This is a genomic window from Clostridium lundense DSM 17049 (assembly GCF_000619945.1).
Lineage (GTDB): Bacteria > Bacillota > Clostridia > Clostridiales > Clostridiaceae > Clostridium_AO > Clostridium_AO lundense.
The window spans coordinates 51662-70420 of the sequence record NZ_JHVC01000007.1 but is presented as its reverse complement, the minus strand read 5'-3'; the positions used below and the strand labels follow the sequence as shown (position 1 = coordinate 70420).

The 18759-nt window shown below is 29.6% G+C and carries 18 protein-coding genes; all 18 read right to left on the bottom strand.

From position 1 onward, the window contains the following. Positions 1 to 7: 7 nt before the first annotated feature. The 18 genes from T514_RS0109125 to T514_RS0109040 all read right to left on the bottom strand — a co-directional run bounded on the left by T514_RS0109125 (position 8) and on the right by T514_RS0109040 (position 18609). The gene (locus T514_RS0109125; protein ID WP_027624497.1) at positions 8 to 433 is read right to left on the bottom strand and encodes a hypothetical protein; all 426 of its coding nucleotides are present in this window, start codon (positions 431 to 433) and stop codon (positions 8 to 10) included. Between the two features lies 1 nt (position 434). After that, positions 435 to 1436 carry a hypothetical protein gene (locus T514_RS0109120; RefSeq protein ID WP_169735813.1) on the bottom strand — a complete coding sequence of 334 codons (1002 nt, stop codon included), beginning with the start codon at positions 1434 to 1436 and terminating at the stop codon, positions 435 to 437. 54 nt (positions 1437 to 1490) lie between these two features. After that, positions 1491 to 2240, bottom strand: coding sequence for a hypothetical protein (locus T514_RS24290; RefSeq protein ID WP_051541973.1), 750 nt, complete (start codon positions 2238 to 2240; stop codon positions 1491 to 1493). A 591-nt stretch (positions 2241 to 2831) separates the two neighbouring features. Further along, positions 2832 to 3161, bottom strand: coding sequence for a phosphorylase family protein (locus tag T514_RS24285; protein WP_341350168.1), 330 nt, complete (start codon positions 3159 to 3161; stop codon positions 2832 to 2834). A gap of 521 nt (positions 3162 to 3682) precedes the next feature. Further along, positions 3683 to 4501, bottom strand: coding sequence for a hypothetical protein (locus T514_RS27155; protein WP_207640930.1), 819 nt, complete (start codon positions 4499 to 4501; stop codon positions 3683 to 3685). Between the two features lie 206 nt (positions 4502 to 4707). Next, the gene (locus T514_RS26555) at positions 4708 to 4866 is read right to left on the bottom strand and encodes a hypothetical protein (RefSeq protein ID WP_156939855.1); all 159 of its coding nucleotides are present in this window, start codon (positions 4864 to 4866) and stop codon (positions 4708 to 4710) included. A 172-nt stretch (positions 4867 to 5038) separates the two neighbouring features. Further along, positions 5039 to 5839, bottom strand: coding sequence for a hypothetical protein (locus T514_RS0109095; RefSeq protein ID WP_027624495.1), 801 nt, complete (start codon positions 5837 to 5839; stop codon positions 5039 to 5041). A 324-nt stretch (positions 5840 to 6163) separates the two neighbouring features. Then, positions 6164 to 7129, bottom strand: coding sequence for a hypothetical protein (locus T514_RS0109090; protein WP_027624494.1), 966 nt, complete (start codon positions 7127 to 7129; stop codon positions 6164 to 6166). After that, positions 7116 to 9125 carry an AAA family ATPase gene (locus T514_RS0109085; RefSeq protein WP_027624493.1) on the bottom strand — a complete coding sequence of 670 codons (2010 nt, stop codon included), beginning with the start codon at positions 9123 to 9125 and terminating at the stop codon, positions 7116 to 7118. Before T514_RS0109085 ends, T514_RS0109090 begins: the two co-directional genes overlap by 14 nt. A 637-nt stretch (positions 9126 to 9762) precedes the next feature. Then, the gene (locus T514_RS0109080) at positions 9763 to 10650 is read right to left on the bottom strand and encodes an AraC family transcriptional regulator (protein WP_027624492.1); all 888 of its coding nucleotides are present in this window, start codon (positions 10648 to 10650) and stop codon (positions 9763 to 9765) included. Between the two features lie 286 nt (positions 10651 to 10936). Further along, positions 10937 to 11431 carry a DUF7832 domain-containing protein gene (locus tag T514_RS24275; RefSeq protein ID WP_051541971.1) on the bottom strand — a complete coding sequence of 165 codons (495 nt, stop codon included), beginning with the start codon at positions 11429 to 11431 and terminating at the stop codon, positions 10937 to 10939. Between the two features lie 85 nt (positions 11432 to 11516). Then, positions 11517 to 12344, bottom strand: coding sequence for an NADAR family protein (locus T514_RS0109070; RefSeq protein WP_027624491.1), 828 nt, complete (start codon positions 12342 to 12344; stop codon positions 11517 to 11519). A 106-nt stretch (positions 12345 to 12450) separates the two neighbouring features. Continuing rightward, the gene (locus tag T514_RS0109065) at positions 12451 to 12861 is read right to left on the bottom strand and encodes a peptide deformylase (protein WP_027624490.1); all 411 of its coding nucleotides are present in this window, start codon (positions 12859 to 12861) and stop codon (positions 12451 to 12453) included. Positions 12862 to 13027: 166 nt separating this feature from the next. Continuing rightward, positions 13028 to 13468: a hypothetical protein gene (locus tag T514_RS0109060; RefSeq protein WP_027624489.1), complete on the bottom strand. Its 441-nt coding sequence runs from the start codon at positions 13466 to 13468 to the stop codon at positions 13028 to 13030. 245 nt (positions 13469 to 13713) lie between these two features. Continuing rightward, positions 13714 to 14055, bottom strand: coding sequence for a hydrogenase maturation nickel metallochaperone HypA/HybF (locus tag T514_RS0109055; RefSeq protein WP_027624488.1), 342 nt, complete (start codon positions 14053 to 14055; stop codon positions 13714 to 13716). Positions 14056 to 14135: 80 nt separating this feature from the next. Further along, on the bottom strand, positions 14136 to 16835 hold the full coding sequence (locus T514_RS0109050) for an FAD-dependent oxidoreductase (protein WP_027624487.1): 2700 nt from the start codon (positions 16833 to 16835) through the stop codon (positions 14136 to 14138). 38 nt (positions 16836 to 16873) lie between these two features. Further along, positions 16874 to 17542, bottom strand: coding sequence for a hydrogenase nickel incorporation protein HypB (hypB, locus tag T514_RS0109045; RefSeq protein ID WP_027624486.1), 669 nt, complete (start codon positions 17540 to 17542; stop codon positions 16874 to 16876). Between the two features lie 86 nt (positions 17543 to 17628). Then, positions 17629 to 18609, bottom strand: coding sequence for a DUF5692 family protein (locus T514_RS0109040; RefSeq protein WP_027624485.1), 981 nt, complete (start codon positions 18607 to 18609; stop codon positions 17629 to 17631). Between the last annotated feature and the right edge of the window lie 150 nt (positions 18610 to 18759).

Genomic DNA, 18759 nt, shown 5'->3' with positions numbered 1-18759 from the left:
AAATCACCTACTTATTAATAGTAATTTGTGAACCATTTATATTATTAATATCACGTCCAGCTTTTTGTTCCTTTACATTAAACACAATCTCAGCCTTCTTATTCATCTCATCAATGATACTTTTACTATCAATTATTAATTCTTTAAGTTGTTCTATGAATTCAGCTGGCATTTCATTTCCTGTAAACTTCTCAAATATATCTTCTACATCTCTGTATGGCTTTGTTTTATTTATGGCACTTTTTTCGCATATATTTTCTAAGTATACTTCCGCCTCTGCATCATTAGTAAACCATTTACCTAGTTTTGATTTAAATGGAACTGCTAAAGTTGCTTTCACGACATCCCAAGTTAATCCTCCTACTATAGCTGATACAGCCCAATTATTAGCAACCCATGTACTAAATTCTTGCAATACACTACCATCAATCATTTCAATTCCTCCCTATTTTTTCTTTTACAGCTTTGTCTAAATCAATCTGTTCAATAAGCTTATTTTCTGTGAAATACAACTCATCAGGATAAAAACTTCTCATCGATTCATGATTATCTAATAAATACTCTAGTATATTTATCTCATAATCATCATTTAGTAAATCCAGTTTGTTTTGTTTTTCTAATCTGAAATATAGTGTCAAATTACATATCGCCTGTATAATAGCACTATCTTCAAATTTTTTATTTAGTTTATCTCTATAATCTCTTAAGAAACCTTGTCTAATAATTTTATCATACGTAATAGGATAAAAATACTTTAAGCTCTTTTCTCTTTCTTTAAGCAAATCATTTAACTGAGCCTTTATATATGCTCCTTTATCATTTTTATACGCATATTTTTGTGACTTAATTTTCATATAACTCACTACTAGTGAATTATCAGGAATGTTATCTTCTGTGTATATATTTATTTTAGATTTAACTATCTTATCTACATCTTCAATCAAGTGTGCTTTAGTACCAGTGTAGATATTACATTTACAGAATTTAACTGCATTTTTAAAGTTATAGTAATTTTCACCAACATGTGAAATATCTTTAAAATATACAATATTGTAAAATAATGGATTAACCCATTTTTGTACGTGTCTAGGGATCGTTCTATCAATTAAACAGTCAACGTCTTGATAGAAACAGAGTATATAACCACCATTCTTCTTTTCAATTATATCTAAACCTAATGCATCGCCATTTCCATTAGATGCTTTTATCCAATTATTAAAGCATCCAACAGCGTTTTTAGCATTTTCTTCATCATTAAATATTAATGCTATCTCTAATGGTGTATTTTCTAAAACATTATTAGGAATACTAATATAACCTAAACCATACATATTAGCTTTTCTAAGATAATTTTCAAACATTATATCGCCAACAATCATTATAGTTGGTTTTAATCCGTATTCATAGCCAAACATATTCTTATCACCACATTTCATTAAGATTAAATACTAATTAACTTAAGATTATTCCTTTATTTAACATTGATTTTATTACTCTAAATTGCCAAATATTGCTTTTGTTATAAAAGTAAACTTTAGCTTAACCTTTTCAGTTTCTTCTTTGGTCATACTTGATAGAATTACATAAACTTTTGTTGACTTATAAAAAGTTAAAGCAAGTGTTTGACATTTGAATCCATCTACAGGACTAAATTGATAAGTAAATATATCAGTATTAGCACCCCTGATTTCTGTTCCCCAATGTGCCTGTTCTTTTTCAATCATTTTAGCTGCACGTACGTGAAAATCTGACCATTTTTTATAGCCCGGATGAGTAAAGATTCTTGAAACTATTTTACAATCTCCCTTAAAGTTTTTATTTCGTTCATAGAAGTATAATGCCCTAGCAATAGCTTCGAACGAATGCATAAGTTTATTAGTATCTACAGTAACACATTGAACAGGAAATTCTTTCCCATCTATTTTCAAAATATCCTCTCCATCAATTTTAATCATATTAGGATTTCTATATCTTGAACGTTTGACCTTTGTTGCATTGTGTACATATGCAATAGCATTATTACCTACTCTTCCACTCAAGCATGCCATCAAATATTCATCTTCATGTGACTTCGCCATATTATGTTCATCACAAGAAGGAACCGTAATTAAATTGTTACGAAAGGATTGAGCATATATTTCCTTTACATCCTTTTCCTCGGGGAAAAGACATTTAGGTGGTACATGCTCTCTTGATGTTGCTAATTTTCCACACCAATAACAAACTTCGTCTTTATCCATTCTAATTACCCCTTTATAACTATTATTTTGACATTAACTATCTATTTAACTCTATTTCCCATTATCAAATTTAAAATCGTTATATCCTGCAAAGGTATATCACAAACCCCTGCTAGGATGTCGCCAATTTTTGCTCGACCTTTTGTATAACTATTTTTTCTAAGTCTCATTTGATTTTTATCTACATATAGTAGGGTTTGCGTAGTGATTCGGGAATATTTGCTTATCATCAAACCAAAAGTTCATACATCGAATTGCTTTTAGATCGTACATAAAAAAACATTTTATACGTAATCTTTACTATTTCTATTGCTAATTTCAACTTCACATTCTAGACATAACTTGTCCAGGTGTGTGGATAATTAGAAGTTAATAACTATAGATATTAACTACATCCTCAATACGGATAATGTCACAAATTTATAAAAACATACATTAACTAAACCTAGTTCTGTGTACTCAGACAAATTGGCATTTATCGAACAGAATATTTTTATATTGCATCTTAACTTATAACTCTATACTTACTTCAACTGAAAACCAGAATAAAGTTTCTCTAATAAATTTCCTTTCTACTTCCCTTCGTGAATTCTATTCATCACAACTTATGTCATCACCACTATAAATCATTTGTCCCAAAACAACATTCCTATATTCTGCTATTGCACAAAATGCAGAACATTCCATTTCTGCTACCAAACATCCTTCATCTTTTCTTAATTTCATCTTATCTTTAGTTTCTCTATAAACCGAGTCCGTACTCCATGTCTTACCAAGAAGATAACTGCATTTATGAGGCTTCAAAACATTCTTAATTGCTCTAATTGCTTTTTTATTAATAGAAATTTCTCTGCTTGGTTCAATAATATTATCTAATACTTTATCAAATTCAAGTATGGGAAATTCTTTATTAAGCATAATATCCCCTATCTGTATTAAGTATACAATAATACAATTGTTAGCTTATAAATTACTATTTGTCTAAAGATTATATGAATAATCTTTACTTCACAGTTTATTACATCAATGACACTTTTTAAATAGAATCTTTATATGCTTTAACTTCTTGTTATTAACCTAATAGGTATAGTTATACCTTGTCCAATTATATGAATAATTGGAAGCTGATAATAGGCTTTCATAATTCTATTACTGATATATAGTTAACATCATAATTTGTTAATTTTTCGCCAATAACGTTTCACACCTCCGACGTCCACTAAGCTTAAATAACTCCTATATCAGTCTTGCGGACCTTGCTAGACATTCGAATGGCCACATGAACTCTAGCAAGTTTTTAGGCCAGCTCTCTGCGGGAAATGCATTGTTATTTAGAATGGTACGCCTACACATACAAGTGTCCACGGACGGCTGTGCCTGGCTAAATTATACTACATTTATTAATGGAAAGTATTATTTTATCCCAATATCTAAAAATTGAATTATAATGACTTTTCAATCACAATTAATCTTGAATCTTTCAAAATACAACTATGTGAATATCTCCTTGATCCATCTTTGATAATAAATATTTTTTTCTCCATTAATCCAGAGAAACAAATGTAACATTTTTGTACTCCTACTCCTTCTTCTGGAATATCTTTTAATATATCTTCCAAATATGTATAAACAGAAGGTGCAATTGACACATCACATATTTTATATTTTTTCCCGATTGGCATTATTTTTAAATAATATCTCTTTATTTCATCTTCAACTTTAAATGGTCTTACTGAAATATCGCATTCCCCATAAAAAATTTTCTGTATTTTCAAATCATCGTCATTAAATTTTGTAAGCAGATTCTTATGTAGTAAATATTTCTTCTTTTGTTCTTTAGTTTTGAAATTTAAAAATTCTACATCTCTCTTTTTATTACTACCAGCATTTTCTTCCCCCATACCTAATGTTCCTAATCTTTTCTTCAGCATCCTGTTCATACAACTAATAAGTCTATTTTTAATATCTGTTGTATCTAAATTGCCATAAAATTCTTTGGTATCTGTCTTATTAGCTTCATCCAACTTATATGAACATTCCGGATTATGCTTTGACATATCTGTTTTATCCACTTTAAAATATCTTCTTTCTGCCCCCTTAACCACAGTTATTGGAGCTGAGTGGCATAAAGGACAGAACATATGGTTATCATACTTTTCCTCAGTTGTCCTTCTATCTACCTCAAAAGAATCCCAATAAATACTATCTGGATAGTTTTTATCATTTTCAAAATAAAATTCATCAAACTTTTTATTTCCCATATGAAACACTCCACTCTCATAAAGTTTTTACAACTTTATTTTATCATTCTCAGTAAATAATGCTAAAAGCCTTTAATTATCAAATACATATATTATAAACAAAACCTTACATATTTCTCTTTTATTCATAGAGTCCAGACTCTGCCTATAGCTATACACAGTAGAAATATTCAACATTCCTTTTATTTTATGATGACAGTTAATTATTATATTTTTTCACATAAATCAAAAAATATTTTTGTAATTCCAAATAAACCATTAACTTCATCAATATACCAATTTTTAAATAAATGTAGTTTTGATTCTATATTTTTCCCATCATCCAAAAACTGTAATGCATCTTCAAATGAAAATATTTCATGCAAATTATGAATTTACTTTGTTGTTTGTAAATTTACAGTTAATGTTTATTTCATTACAAAATATGGAAGTTTTAACTTGAGATTATAATATGCTTTTTATGAACTATCCGTAAAAGCATATTATAAAACTATTTATTTGAAATATATTACTCAGTTTAATAAACAGATTTTGAATTTATTTTGATTTATATGATTGTCTAAGCTTCATATTTATCTTATCACAGTCATTAATCATTTCAGAAATTTTTTTATTGTTCACAGATTTTTCCCATACACCGTCATTATTAGTCATACTAATAATCTTTGACTCCTTTTTAAATATTTCAAAATTATTTAGCCTATCTATTCCTCCATCTGGTTTAATATAATAAGTTATGAAATCACTTCCTATATCTTCATCTTCAATCTTTTTCAATAAAATTAGCAATTGATTTGCATAGTGATTAGGAATATACAAGTTACATTTCTTATGGATTTTAAAATTCTCATTATATTCTTTTTTTATATTTGCTCTTAAATGGGCATCACCACCTATTAAATGTAATCCCTCATCTAGTTCAACAGATACTCCACTTGGAAGTGTTAATTTCCAGGCTTGTGTTTTATTTGTTTTATAGTCTTGAAACAAAAAAAATAAATCTGAATCGGACCAATGTGAACTATATCTTGATTGTAATTCAATAAAAATTTTACTTTTTAATAAATCAGTATTTTCAATACTATATGATAAATCTGAGTTGTGCTTACTAATTTCCTCTTTTATATCTTGAAGTAATGACATTACTTGATATTCTCCACAAATTCCTACTAACGTGTTTGATGTTAACTTCATCATTTTAGCTGCAGATTCAAAACTTGATTCTAGAAGATTTCTATTATTATCTCTATTTACTACACGAGTATCAGCTGACATAATATAATAATTATCATCTTTACTAGTCATATCTCTATGAATTATCATCCCAATAATTGACATTGAATTTCCTCCATTCTTAATGTTTTATCTAGTTGACATATAACTGAAGCTATTTCACAATGGTATTCCCAACACCATGAATTAGTTTGCATTCTTTTTTACTTCTAATTATAGATAAAATCTGTCCAATAGTATGAATAGTTGGAAGATGGTACCATGACAAAATTGGTGAATACCTCCAGTAATCCATATATTTCTCTTTATATTTTATCAAGCTCTTTTATTTTATTTCAAGGGTAGCTATATAGTTTCTATATACATTTTTATCTGGTTATACTTGTCTACTTTTATTTCTCGTAACTATATTTAATTCTTCCTATTTTCTTATAAATGTTGTCTTACTATATCTTTAGTAAGTTTTGAAAGCGGTTGTTTATTCAAATCTTCTTCTAGGTAATAATTACCTATCAATACACGTTTGATATCTTCTGCTACAATTTCGGATACATCCGTACTTGATTTACTACTCCATTTACTCAAATATTTATTTAAATCATTTCTATATAAAGTATTATAGATTTTTATTCTTATAAGTAAATCACTTAGATAATTATTATGAGCTTGGTATAATTCTTCAAGTCCTAAGGCATTCCAATTCTTTTTAAAATCTTTACTTATATAAACTGTATCTATTTTTACGTTTTTAATACTTCCACTAAAATTATAATCAAATATTAAATGTTCATCAGAATTCTGAATTTCATAAGGATTAACTCCAAATTCCTCAGCAAGTTTTACTTTATTACAGGAAGGACATACTGGTATCAAATTATAAAATGATATTGCTAGAAAAGGATATTCACTCTCTGGATAATAATGGTCCAATTGAGCAGTTCTTTTTATATATTCTATACCTTTTTCATCTACTAGCTTTGTATTTGAAATAAAATTTCTATTACAATATGGGCATACATTCATTTCTAAAGTATTTACTAAATCTAAAGCATTATATCCAATTTTAGTAAAATGTTTATCTCCTAAATTAGAAAACTTCTCATATATATGTAAAAAATAATGTGCTAAAGAGTAATCGCTCCTTTTTACTCCCTTATTATTTTCATCATTATATGAATTCTTTATATTTCCTTGTACAGCTTTAATAATTTGGACGAGTTCTTTTGGTTTGGCCTTTATTACCTTTTCTAAGTCATATTTATTAGATGTAACTTTACAGACCCATTTATCAATATCAATATACTTATATTTTATTTTAGGAGTATTTAGAAATTCTTTTACAGCATCATAATGTCTATCTATAATCGAAGTATCTTTCAACTTAATTGGTATCATTTCCACGCCTCCCCTTCTTTAGAAGTACTGATAAAATCTCCTCTCTCAAAGAAATATCTATATTTTTTTCATCCATTAGTTTTTTAATTAAATTCTTTTTCTTATTCTCCTCATCAAGCATATCCAAAAATTTTTCTCTAATTAAAGGCTCTCCTATTTCATTTATTATAATATTCATTTCTTCAAATGAATATTGAGGTTCATTTCTAAAAATCTCCTCTCCTTTAATATGTTTTATTATGCTTGATAATATATCATCAGCAAATGTTCCAATTAAACCATTGTCAATAAAAAAAGTATCTCTATATAGGTTATAAATATTTTGAGCAAAAGTTTTGGGCTTCTTATTTAGATCTACCGCCCTTATGATGTTTTTACCATCTTGCTCAAATTTCTCTAAGAAAAGGACATGATTACTAGTCAAATCACCTGCAATAATTGGAGAATGACTTGTCATAATAACATGAAAACTGCAATTAGAGTATTGGTTAAGGAATTTATTAAGATGTTCAATAAATTCTTTCTGTAATTCTGGGTGCAATGAATTATCTGGCTCATCCATTAAAATAATTAGAGATATATCATCACTACCTTGAACAGAACGCATGTTATTTATTGCTGAATCTATGTATGTAAATATTCTCAATAAATTTTCCTGACCAGAACTGAAATAGAACTCTTCTGAGCCATAAAAATATTTTATATCATCCGGCATACATATTGAAATAATATTTCCTATATCTGTATTATTTCTAATAAAAAGATATTGTTCTAGAAATTCACTTGCACTTTCTAAATCCAATTCAAAATATCTATTATTAAAAGTTTCTCTTCCTATCTCATATATAAAACAGTATGAATTTATTATCCTATTGACATCGCTAACTAAATCAAGTTCTTTATCATCTAATCTAGAATAAAATATTTCTATTTGAGATTCTTTAATTAATTTACTATATTCATTAATAATGTCATCAAGGCTAATAATATTATTTAAATATCTTTTTATAATGTTATTTCTTCTTTCTTTATAATAAACTAATGTCCTTTTCCTCTTTTCTTCAAATTCTTCATTGTCAGATACTATATACTTATCTGCCTTTACCTTATCAATTAAATAGTTTTCAATATTAGTGATATTATACATAGAAAACACTAAATGTATATCTAATATGTTTTTTAACTGATTGTCACTGTTATTATTAAATACTAAACTTAGACAGTCATTTATTATATCAAATGCTTTAAATTCATCTTGCTTATATTTTCTAGCAAGACGATTAATAATATTATAAAAATATACTCTAATTTTATTAGGCGAATTAAAATTAAAACTATATTTATGATTTGCTAAAAACTCTATTTGCTTTATTTTGCTTATTAATCTATAATTGGTAACACTTTTACTCAGATTTGTACTCAAAAATTTTCCATATTCCAAAAAAGATTCAGGGTTATTAATAAGTGCAAATGGCGAATAATTAAAGCCACAATTGCTTTCATATCTATACGAAGACAGGTTTACACTATTATCAGTAAAATTTGATATATAAACAAGGCTCTTTGTCTCTAACTCATAAAATTCATCTTTTATTGGAAATTTTTCAAGCAAAAATCCATCTTTAACTATCTGAAATTCATATTCTGGAAATAACTCTTTTGCTTCTCTATTCTTAAATTTGATTCGTTCATCAGAGAAGTATAAAAAAATTATATTTTCTTTTTTTATCCCTATTATCATGTTTTCTTCTACACTTCCATGCAAAAAACTAAAAATACTGTTAATAATAGTGGTTTTCCCTACTCCATTTTTGCCTACAATTAAATTTAAATTTGTAATTGGATTCCTAAACAAATTTACAACTTTTATCGGTTCTACTCTCAGGTTCTTATCTCCATCTAATGTAAAATGAAATTCTTGTGATAGGTTAATTTCGAGACCTTTAAGTATATAATGTTCTAAATAATTAAAATATAATAATTCAATTGATTCCATAATGTATCCCCTTTTGATTACTACATATATTTAATAAGTAAAAATTAGTCACTCCGTTCCAATTTTTACAATGGATCAGGTCTATAACTAATAAACAGAAATTCCGTTTTACATTTTTTAAGTGCTCGACACCACTCCATAGCACAAATTGGAATCAGTTTCTACTTAATAACAGACATTGCATTTTGTTGCAAAATTTCTGTTAATTTGCTTTTTGTTAACCTATTATCTCTGTGTAAGCCAAAACATCACAAATGGCTTTCAACTGTTGTTCATTAATTATCTTATTCATCTTTTTCACCTCCTCTTTATATTTGCAGCCTAAAATTTCATCAACTATTTAATGTATTATATCGACATTCGCATTATAGGCATTATCTCCACTACTCCTCATTCAACCTTCACAGAAATCACATACATTTTTCATAGCTTGTCCCACATATATACAACTGCATTAACCAAGTTACTATCCCAAAATTTTATTCTTTTCTAAACTTAATGCAATTTACCTAATATTTTACTACCAATTGTTACCTTTTTCAACTTAAAACACCATATTCTCTTCCATTTCTTCTAAAAATAAAAAAGCACTATTAAAGTTTCACCTCTTAATAGTGCTTTTTCCGTATATAATAAATTACTTTTTTTCTACTGGTACATAAATTTCCATTACAGTATCTTTTCGTCCATGACATCTCTCATCATAAAATTCAAAGTCAAGTTTATTTTCATCAAAAGCATATTCACTATCTTTAAACCATTCCTCAAATATATATTTCCAAGTCTTTTTTATCGCCTCTGGAAAATCTTCATTATCCAAATCATTAGATGTATCTACTGGAGGTGTTGTAAAAACAGCATAAGTTGCTTCTGGAACTTCCACTGTTACCATTTCATTAGTAACATTATCAAAGTTGTCAACTATAACTCCAAGTAAATATATTGCATCCCCACTTTCTCCATTTGATGGAACACATATTCCTACTTCGCCATGCTTTGGTGGATTTAATATTTTATACATTTTACTTTCTAAATTTTCACCATCATAATTGCTCCAAAATGACGCTATATCTTTAGTGTAATTGCCATTTGTAATATTAGTTTTAATTCCATATCCTGCAACCTTGAATGCAGATTTCTTTATAATAACAGGTTCCATAATACACCCTCCAAATTCTATATTTAATTTTTCATTAAAATAATTACCCATACACTTTACATATTGCTTAGGACTAAATCCAAATTCCTTCTTAAATGCTTTTGAGAAACCATTATGTGTTTCAAAACCATAGTCAAGTGCAATATCTATTATTCTTTCACCTTTAAACAAATCAATAGCTGCCAACGAAAGTCTTCTCTTTTTTACATATTCCATTAAAGTTATTCCTTTATTAATATTAAATATTCTTGAAAAATGAAAAACAGAATATCCACATTTGTTTGCTATTACTTCTGGTGTTAAATCACTTTTTATATTTTCCTCAATAAATTCAATGCATTGTGATATTGCATTACTATAATTCAAATTATCACCAACCTTTCCCCACGTGGTAATTTTAATATATCATTGTAATAGGGACAATGTTATTCCTAAATTGCTAAAATTATTTATCCGATGACTACCCGCTCTAATACTCCCATCTTCTTTAAAGTGGCAGTAAAGAGCGGCTACGTCCCTGGATAACGATTTCTAAGCTTCAGTGGGAGTAAAAACTGCCTCTGAAGTCAAGAACTCTGTTTATTAAATAAATAAAAGACTTAAGCTCTATATTTTATTAGCTTTAAGTCTTTATTTCCTAACCTTATTTATTCTATCTCACACGTCCTATTTTCCCTTTTTTAAAGTCACTATAAGCAGTATCTAACATATCACCAATACTTTTATAGTTAGTCCATTTATCTTCAACTTCATATATACTGTATTCTATATCAAACTCACACAAAATCAAGTCTGAATAATCCCTTAAATAATATTCATAATAAGCCCTTGTAAATTCAAGTCCTTCCTGATTAAAATCTTCACTCCACAGCTTACCATCACAATTTTTAAGTAAAAATTCCACTCCTGTCATCTGTTCGTTCCTTACTTTCTCCAAGCCTTCCTTTGAATATTTGTTATGAATACTTCCTTCCAAGTTATGTTTAATAATCCATGCCATATACATTCCCATATGGGTTGCGGCATACACTAACCCAGCTTCAATATGCTCACTATTTTCTTTATTATCCTCACAATTAAATCGCTTGCAATATCCATTATAAGCATCATCAAAATGCCAATTTACATTATCAAAATTATCTTCCATTTCATTGCTCCTTATATATCAATATTTTAAATTAATTTTAAATCTTGGTATGAATTTGATTTTTTAATTAACCAGGGGAGATACGTTAAAATTTCACTTCATTCTCAAACTTCCATAACCTTGCTAACTCATCTCTTATTATCATCAACGCAAATCCAAGTAAGTTTTTTCCTTTCCATTCTTCTATTTCACATAATCTAGCTTCATTTTCACCCATACCAATTCCCCATATTTTATCATACGGACTAGCCTCAACCAAAATCTTATTACCAGTACTTAAAAGATATTTTCGTAAACTTTCTGCTTGTGAAAACTTATAATAATTTCCTGTTAACACAATTGGCATTTTAAATTGATTCCATACTTTTTCATCAAAATTTTTAACCTCACGTCCTAGCTGTTTTATTACTCTTTGATCCCTTGATTCCATAATTTTACTATTTGACTCTTCATCACCAAATAACAATGCTTTCTTTGACATTAAATATTGTTCCATACAACAGTAAGCAACATGTCCTACATTAAAATCTTTCATATACCACTGACTAAGGCATTCCTTCCCAACTCTATCCTTCTTATTAGAAGTATGTCCCCAAAAAAATATTTTATCTCTTTCTATTTTGTTTAATTTTTCAGTTACTATTAAATCAATAGAATACTTTGTGCTTATTCTATTTTCCCAATTATATACCCAAAATTTATTATGTCTTTTCAAATTAAAATCTTCCAAACTCCAGCAAATTGGTTCTGGAAACTTTTCTTTAAACTCTAGTTTTTCTTCATCACTTAATGAATAAAGCCAACTATAAAATTTATTTCCATATGATTCTCCATACCCCATTCTCCATCCAATACTCCCCTGTGGTATACCAGGATATTTTAACCACAAAGGTGCCATTACTTTAAACTCCATATTACTTTCTCCTAAAAAATAATTTTTAGATAAATTTTACCATATGTTTTATATTATATTCAAGCAACAACCTTTTCTTATGGTAAGTACTGTTTTAATTATTCAATTAGATTATTATACCTTCAAAATGATCCATTTCATGTTGAATTATTTGTGCTGTAAATCCAGTAAACACTTGCTTTTGCCTCTTAAAATTTCTATCAAGATACTCCACCTCTATCATTTCATATCTCTTTGTTTTTCTAAAGCCAATTAAAGACAAACAACTTTCTTCTGTTTCATAAAGCTTTTCTTTCTTTAATATAACTGGATTTATCATAGGTACAATAAGGTTCCCTACATTAAATACCAATATACGCTTTTTTACTCCAATCATGTTTCCAGCCAATCCAACACAATACTCTAAGTTTGCTCTTAATGTATCTATTAAATCATCAATTACTCCTATATCATTTTTAGTTGCCTCTTCTGATTTTTGTCCTAAAAACAATACATCTTTTACAATTGGTTTTATCATAAATTTACCTCTTTTTCAGTTATATTTTTTATAAAATAAGATATGATTTTAAAATCTATCCTATTAACTACTCTATTCTTACTTTGCTTTATTACTTATTCCCTAATAAATATTATTTATATTATGTGTTAAGCTAATTAATATTAGATATGTAAATTGTTATCCTTTATTTTATCTTCTGTAAAGCAGACCTAATATCTTTATACACTAATGGTTGCATACTATCTCCATATATTTCTGTATCTGCTTTTAATAAAGCTTCTCTGATACAAGGTACTAAATCCTGCTTATATTTTGCAATATTGGGTAATGCCTTAATACATTGCCTTGCGGTAATAGGTTTCACATCTAAAATGTGTTTCAAATATTTATCAATAATTTCATCAATTTTATTGTCTATATCCCATTTGGCATTAGCAGATATTAAAATAATTCCTCTTGTTCTAATATAAGAATTGGTATCTTCTATCATCTCAACGAAGGTATCAAAAAACTCATAGGCAGTATTAGATTGTTCGCTTTCCGATTCCAGAAGTTTTAAACATTTATAAGCAATCTTATTATCTTTGGAGTACAAACTTGCAATTAATTCAGGAATATTATTCATAAGCTCACCTCATATTTTCTAATAAACAAATGTTTAAAATTAAGCAATTTCCCATAATTTTATACTTTCATAATAGATTTAATGGTAATGTAATTATACCATAACGAGTAATATAATGGTTTTATGGTAAATATATAATATAATCTTAATATTTGCTTATAAATAAAATATAAAAATAGCAGCTCCAGTTTGTAATTGGATGCTGCTATTTTTAGTACTTTATAATACATCTTAACAATGTCATTTTAGCAAGCAACGATTTCCTTAATCATAAACTCTTTTCCACATAGTATCTCCCAATCTTTACTTGCGCAATTTGGACATTTATTATTATTCTCAATGAGATTAAAAGCTTTATTACACCTTTTGCAAATAGCATTGCCTGGCAATATCTCAATTTTTAATTTTGTATCTTGCAATAATGTACCATCAACTGCAGCTGGGTAACATGCTTCAATATATCTTGGAATTACAGATGAGAGCTCACCAATCTGAAGAACTAATATATCTATTTTTGTTAATCTATTTACTCTTGCAAAATTTTCAATATTTTTAATAACTTCAATCATAATTCCCACTTCATGCAACTGATCTCACCTCTCTTGTAAAAGTATAAATAATGTATGAAACTAATCTCTCCCATCTTTTGTCTCAAATAATACTTTAATTATTCTGTCTTGCCTTTTTCTCTTGAGAAAATTGATTTCACTGATTTCTTTACACTTTTCACTGCAATTCTTCCTTGACGTTTTATAACATGTTTTATAACTGCAGGTTTCATATCCTTAAACTCTAAGCCAGAACTATCATATTTTCTTATCAATGAGATTGCGTCAAATTTACATTTTATAGTACACATTCCACAACCCACACATTGGTATTGATCTACAACCACAGCACCACAGCCAAGGCAACGCTTAGTTTCCTCCTTTATTTGTTCCTCAGTAAATGTACCACGCAAATCCTTAAAGGTTAACTTTGATTCACTTCCTTCAACATGAAGTGGTCTTTGTCTAGGCAAACGATCATAGCCATCCATATTTAAGTTTTCTTTATCAAAAGCATGATATTCTCTTTCACGGCTTATTGTTAAGTTATCACCATGAACATAACGATGAATTGAAATGGCACCTTGCTTGCCTAAAGCAATGGCATCAATAGCAAACTTAGGTCCTGTTAATGCATCTCCACCAGCGAATACATCTGCCTCACCTGTTTGGAAAGTAATAGGATCAGCTTTTATTGTCTTATTTGGATTTAATTCTATTTTGGAATCTTTTAATAACTCCCCCCAATTCATTCCTTGGCCAACTGAAGTCAATACACTGTTTGCTTTAACAATCTTTGTTTCATTTTCATCGAATTTAGGACTAAACTTTCTATTTTTATCAAAGACAGAAATACATTTTTTAAATTCCACACCAACAACACGTCCATTTTCCTGAATTATACGTTTAGGTCCCCAAGAATTATTGATGCTAATACCTTCTGATAATGCTTCTTCAATTTCTTCCCCAAGTGCAGGCATTTCTCGTCTATTTTCTAAACAATACATATCTACTTGTGAAGCACCAATTCTTTCAGCAGTTCGAGCAACGTCAATAGCAACATTTCCTCCACCAATAACGACAACTTCCCCTTCCATCTTTAACTCTTCACCTAGGCTTACTTTTCGTAAGAAATCTACACCTGTCATTACTCCTTCAGCTTCTTCACCCTCAAGCCCTAGTCTTCGACCAGCTTGAGCTCCAATTGCTACATAAAATGCTTTGTAGCCAAGTTCTCTCAGTTTAGGAAGAGTAATATCCTGTCCAACCTGAACTCCTGTTTTAAATTCTACTCCTAATTCCTTCAAAATATCAATTTCTGCATTTACTACTTCTTTCCCTAACCTAAATGAAGGAATTCCAAGGGTTAACATGCCACCAAGTTTTTCTTCCTTTTCAAACACTGTTACCTGGTAACCATCAACAGCTAAGAAATAAGCACAAGATAGTCCTGCAGGACCTGCTCCAATTACAGCAATTTTTTCCGGCCTCTCATCTTTCCTTTCAGGTACAAAGCGGTGTTCTTCTTTTAAATCCTGCTCAGCAATGAATTTTTTGATTTCATCAATAGCAAGTGGTTCATCTACACCTGATCTTGTACAAGCAGACTCACATTTTCTGGGACAAATACGTCCACAGATTGCTGGAAATGGATTTTCTTTCTTTATAAGTTCCAAGGCTTCTCCATATCTTCCTTGAGATGCCATCTTGATATACCCTTGAATAGCTATGTGAGCTGGACATTCAGATTTACACGGACTTGTTCCGCCCTCAGCAACAACTTTACGATGACGATAATCGGGATTCCATTTGTCTTTTCCCCACTTAGTATCATATGGGGTTTCTTTTTCCTTCTCCACTGCAATAGGCTTCTTTGTGCATAAATTTTGTCCTAGTGTTAATGCATTGGATGGGCAATTTTCTACACATTCTCCACAAGCAACACATTTATCTTTATCTACCTGTGAAACATAGTTTGATCTTGAAAAATCAGGGTTTCTATAAAGATTGGCATTCCTTAATCCAAAGCAGGAACATCCACAACAATTGCAAATAGCAAGGGTTTTTCCCGGTCCTGATAAATTAGGTATCTGATGTATCAAACCTTCCTTTTCAGCTTTCTTACAAATAGCAATAGCTTCTTCTCTAGTAATCTGTCTACCTCTTCCTGTACGAATATAATACTCTGCAGCTGGACCAAGCTGAATACACATTTCTTCAACGGTATGTCCACAACCTTGCCCAATAACTCTCATGGATGTACGACATGCACAATCCGCAACAGAAAAAATCTCATGTTTATTAAGCAAATCTGAAATTTCCTCATAAGAGGCTCTTCTTGTATCACCTTCAATGGCGCTTTCAATTGGTATAACTCTCATTACACCCATTCCTACAGGAATATTTCCTGCCATTAATCCCCCTAATTTTCTTGTATATTCTTCAAAGGATTCAGGAATTACTGGATACTTCTTTATATTTTGCCTATTTGCAACCATGTATTCCATGACACCAGGAACATAAAGTTCAAGAAAATATTTATCAACACCATTTTCCTTTTCTACTTTAACTGAGCCATCAACTGCCATCTGGTATAGAATCTTCTCTACCTCATCTACAGGTTTTTTGCAAAGAGCAGCAACTTCCTCCAAAGTTTTGGGTTTGCGGATCTCTAGATGAAGTGCTACTTCTGCCATTTCATCTGTAGTAACTGTGGCAAGAATTTTATATTCTGGATCCGTTGGTTTTACTTTTACTAACCCACCAGTAATGCCAGCAGCAATCTTATTGGCCAGTTCAAGTACTTTTTTCTTTACCATATTTATTTCCCCCCAAATTAAATTTCACAGCTACTTATTTATACCCTCCAATTTTTTACTTCAGTACGTATCCAATTGATCCATTCATCTATTCCCTCACCAGTTTTAGCCGAAATTTTCATAACCTTAGTATTAGGATTCAAATTTTTTATACGTTCTTCCACCGCCTTAAAATCAAAGTCAAAATTAGCTATTGCATCTATCTTGTTAATTAATACAACATCAACAACAGAGAACATCAAAGGATATTTTAATGGTTTATCATCTCCCTCTGGTACACTTAAAATCATAGCATTTTTAGATGCACCAGTATCAAATTCTGCTGGGCATACCAAATTGCCTACATTTTCTAATATGGCAAAATCAATTCCTTCTGTTCCAAGTCCCAATAAACCTTGTTTGGTCATATCTGCATCAAGATGACACATTCCACCTGTGTGCAATTGAATTACTTTTGCACCAGTCTGAGCAACAGTATGAGCATCAACTTCAGAATCAATATCTGCTTCTAAAACACCAATGCTCATTTCATCTTTCAAGGCTTCAATTGTTCTTAAAACAGTTGTTGTTTTACCTGAACCTGGTGATGACATCAAATTTAATAAAAAAGTCTTCTCTTTCTTTAATTCTTCCCTAAGCAAATTCGCTTGTCGATCATTATCTTCAAAAACACTTTGCTTAATTTCAATAACTTTATATTTGTCCATATCACTCGTACCCCCATTTTATAGTAAAGTTTATTTATATTTTTTCTATTTGCTAAATAAAAACTATTATCCTATTGACATGATATTTATTCTGCAAGTGATTTAACTTCCTTATATTTTTCTAGATCTGTATAAAGCTCGCCAAGATAAGGATTTCTCTTTGTTTTACCTATTTTGTAAATCATATAAATAAATACTGCTATATTTACAACTAGTGCTACAAAACTAAATGCAAATAGTAGTGCTGGATTGTATGGTGACATAACAGCAAAGGCACCCTTATCAATAAATGATGGGAAGGTTTGTGCAAACATACACCATAATGCCAGCGTTTGTGCACGGTGCTGCAGCCATGCTCCTTTTCCTACAGTAAATGCACAAATAGTTGGAGCCAATAATAAAGCAAACCCACAATACCAAGCATGTCCTGGCAGACAGTTGTACGTATAAGCAAAATTCCATAAATCATATGCTATTATCCAAAACCATAGCATATCCGGCCATAGCATATCTTTGCTTCCATCTTTAGAAGTCTGTTTTTTTATACAAATTCCAAACCATCCGGTTATAGTTATTATATTCAAGATACCTGCTATACCATTCATAAAATTCCATGAACCACCAAGTACATACATAGCTTCATCTGCTAAAGTTCCTCCCCCATGATATTGAATACCAACTTGGAAATCACGGGCTACTGCCTCTACAATATTGATAGCAAGGATAAGCGGTGGAAAACATAATGCCCATTTTTTATCAGATAATCTCCACTCTTTACCTGTAAGTTTATTTTTCCATTTAACATGCCTGATACACCAAAAACCTATACATCCTGCTGTAGAAGAATACACCTTTGCTAAATGGAACCAGTCTGTATAAGTTGTATCACTTAATACTGTAAACCATAATATTGAAAGTATTAATGGTAAAATAAAAAAACAGAAGAAGCCAATATATTTCCATCTACGAGCTATTTCATTAAGACCAAAGAGCGCTAAAAAAACAATTATCCAAACACCCCATACACTTAATGCTGATGCTCCTTCGGCATAATTGAAAATAAACATACTGCGTACCTCCTTAATATAAAAGTTAGCATTCTATCAAGTTTATTATACAATTTATTCCAACGGCCCTTCAATAGACAGATAAATGGAAGTGTCTATTTAAACACTTTGATTTCCTTCACTTAAGCAATCTATCATTAAACTGTTAAA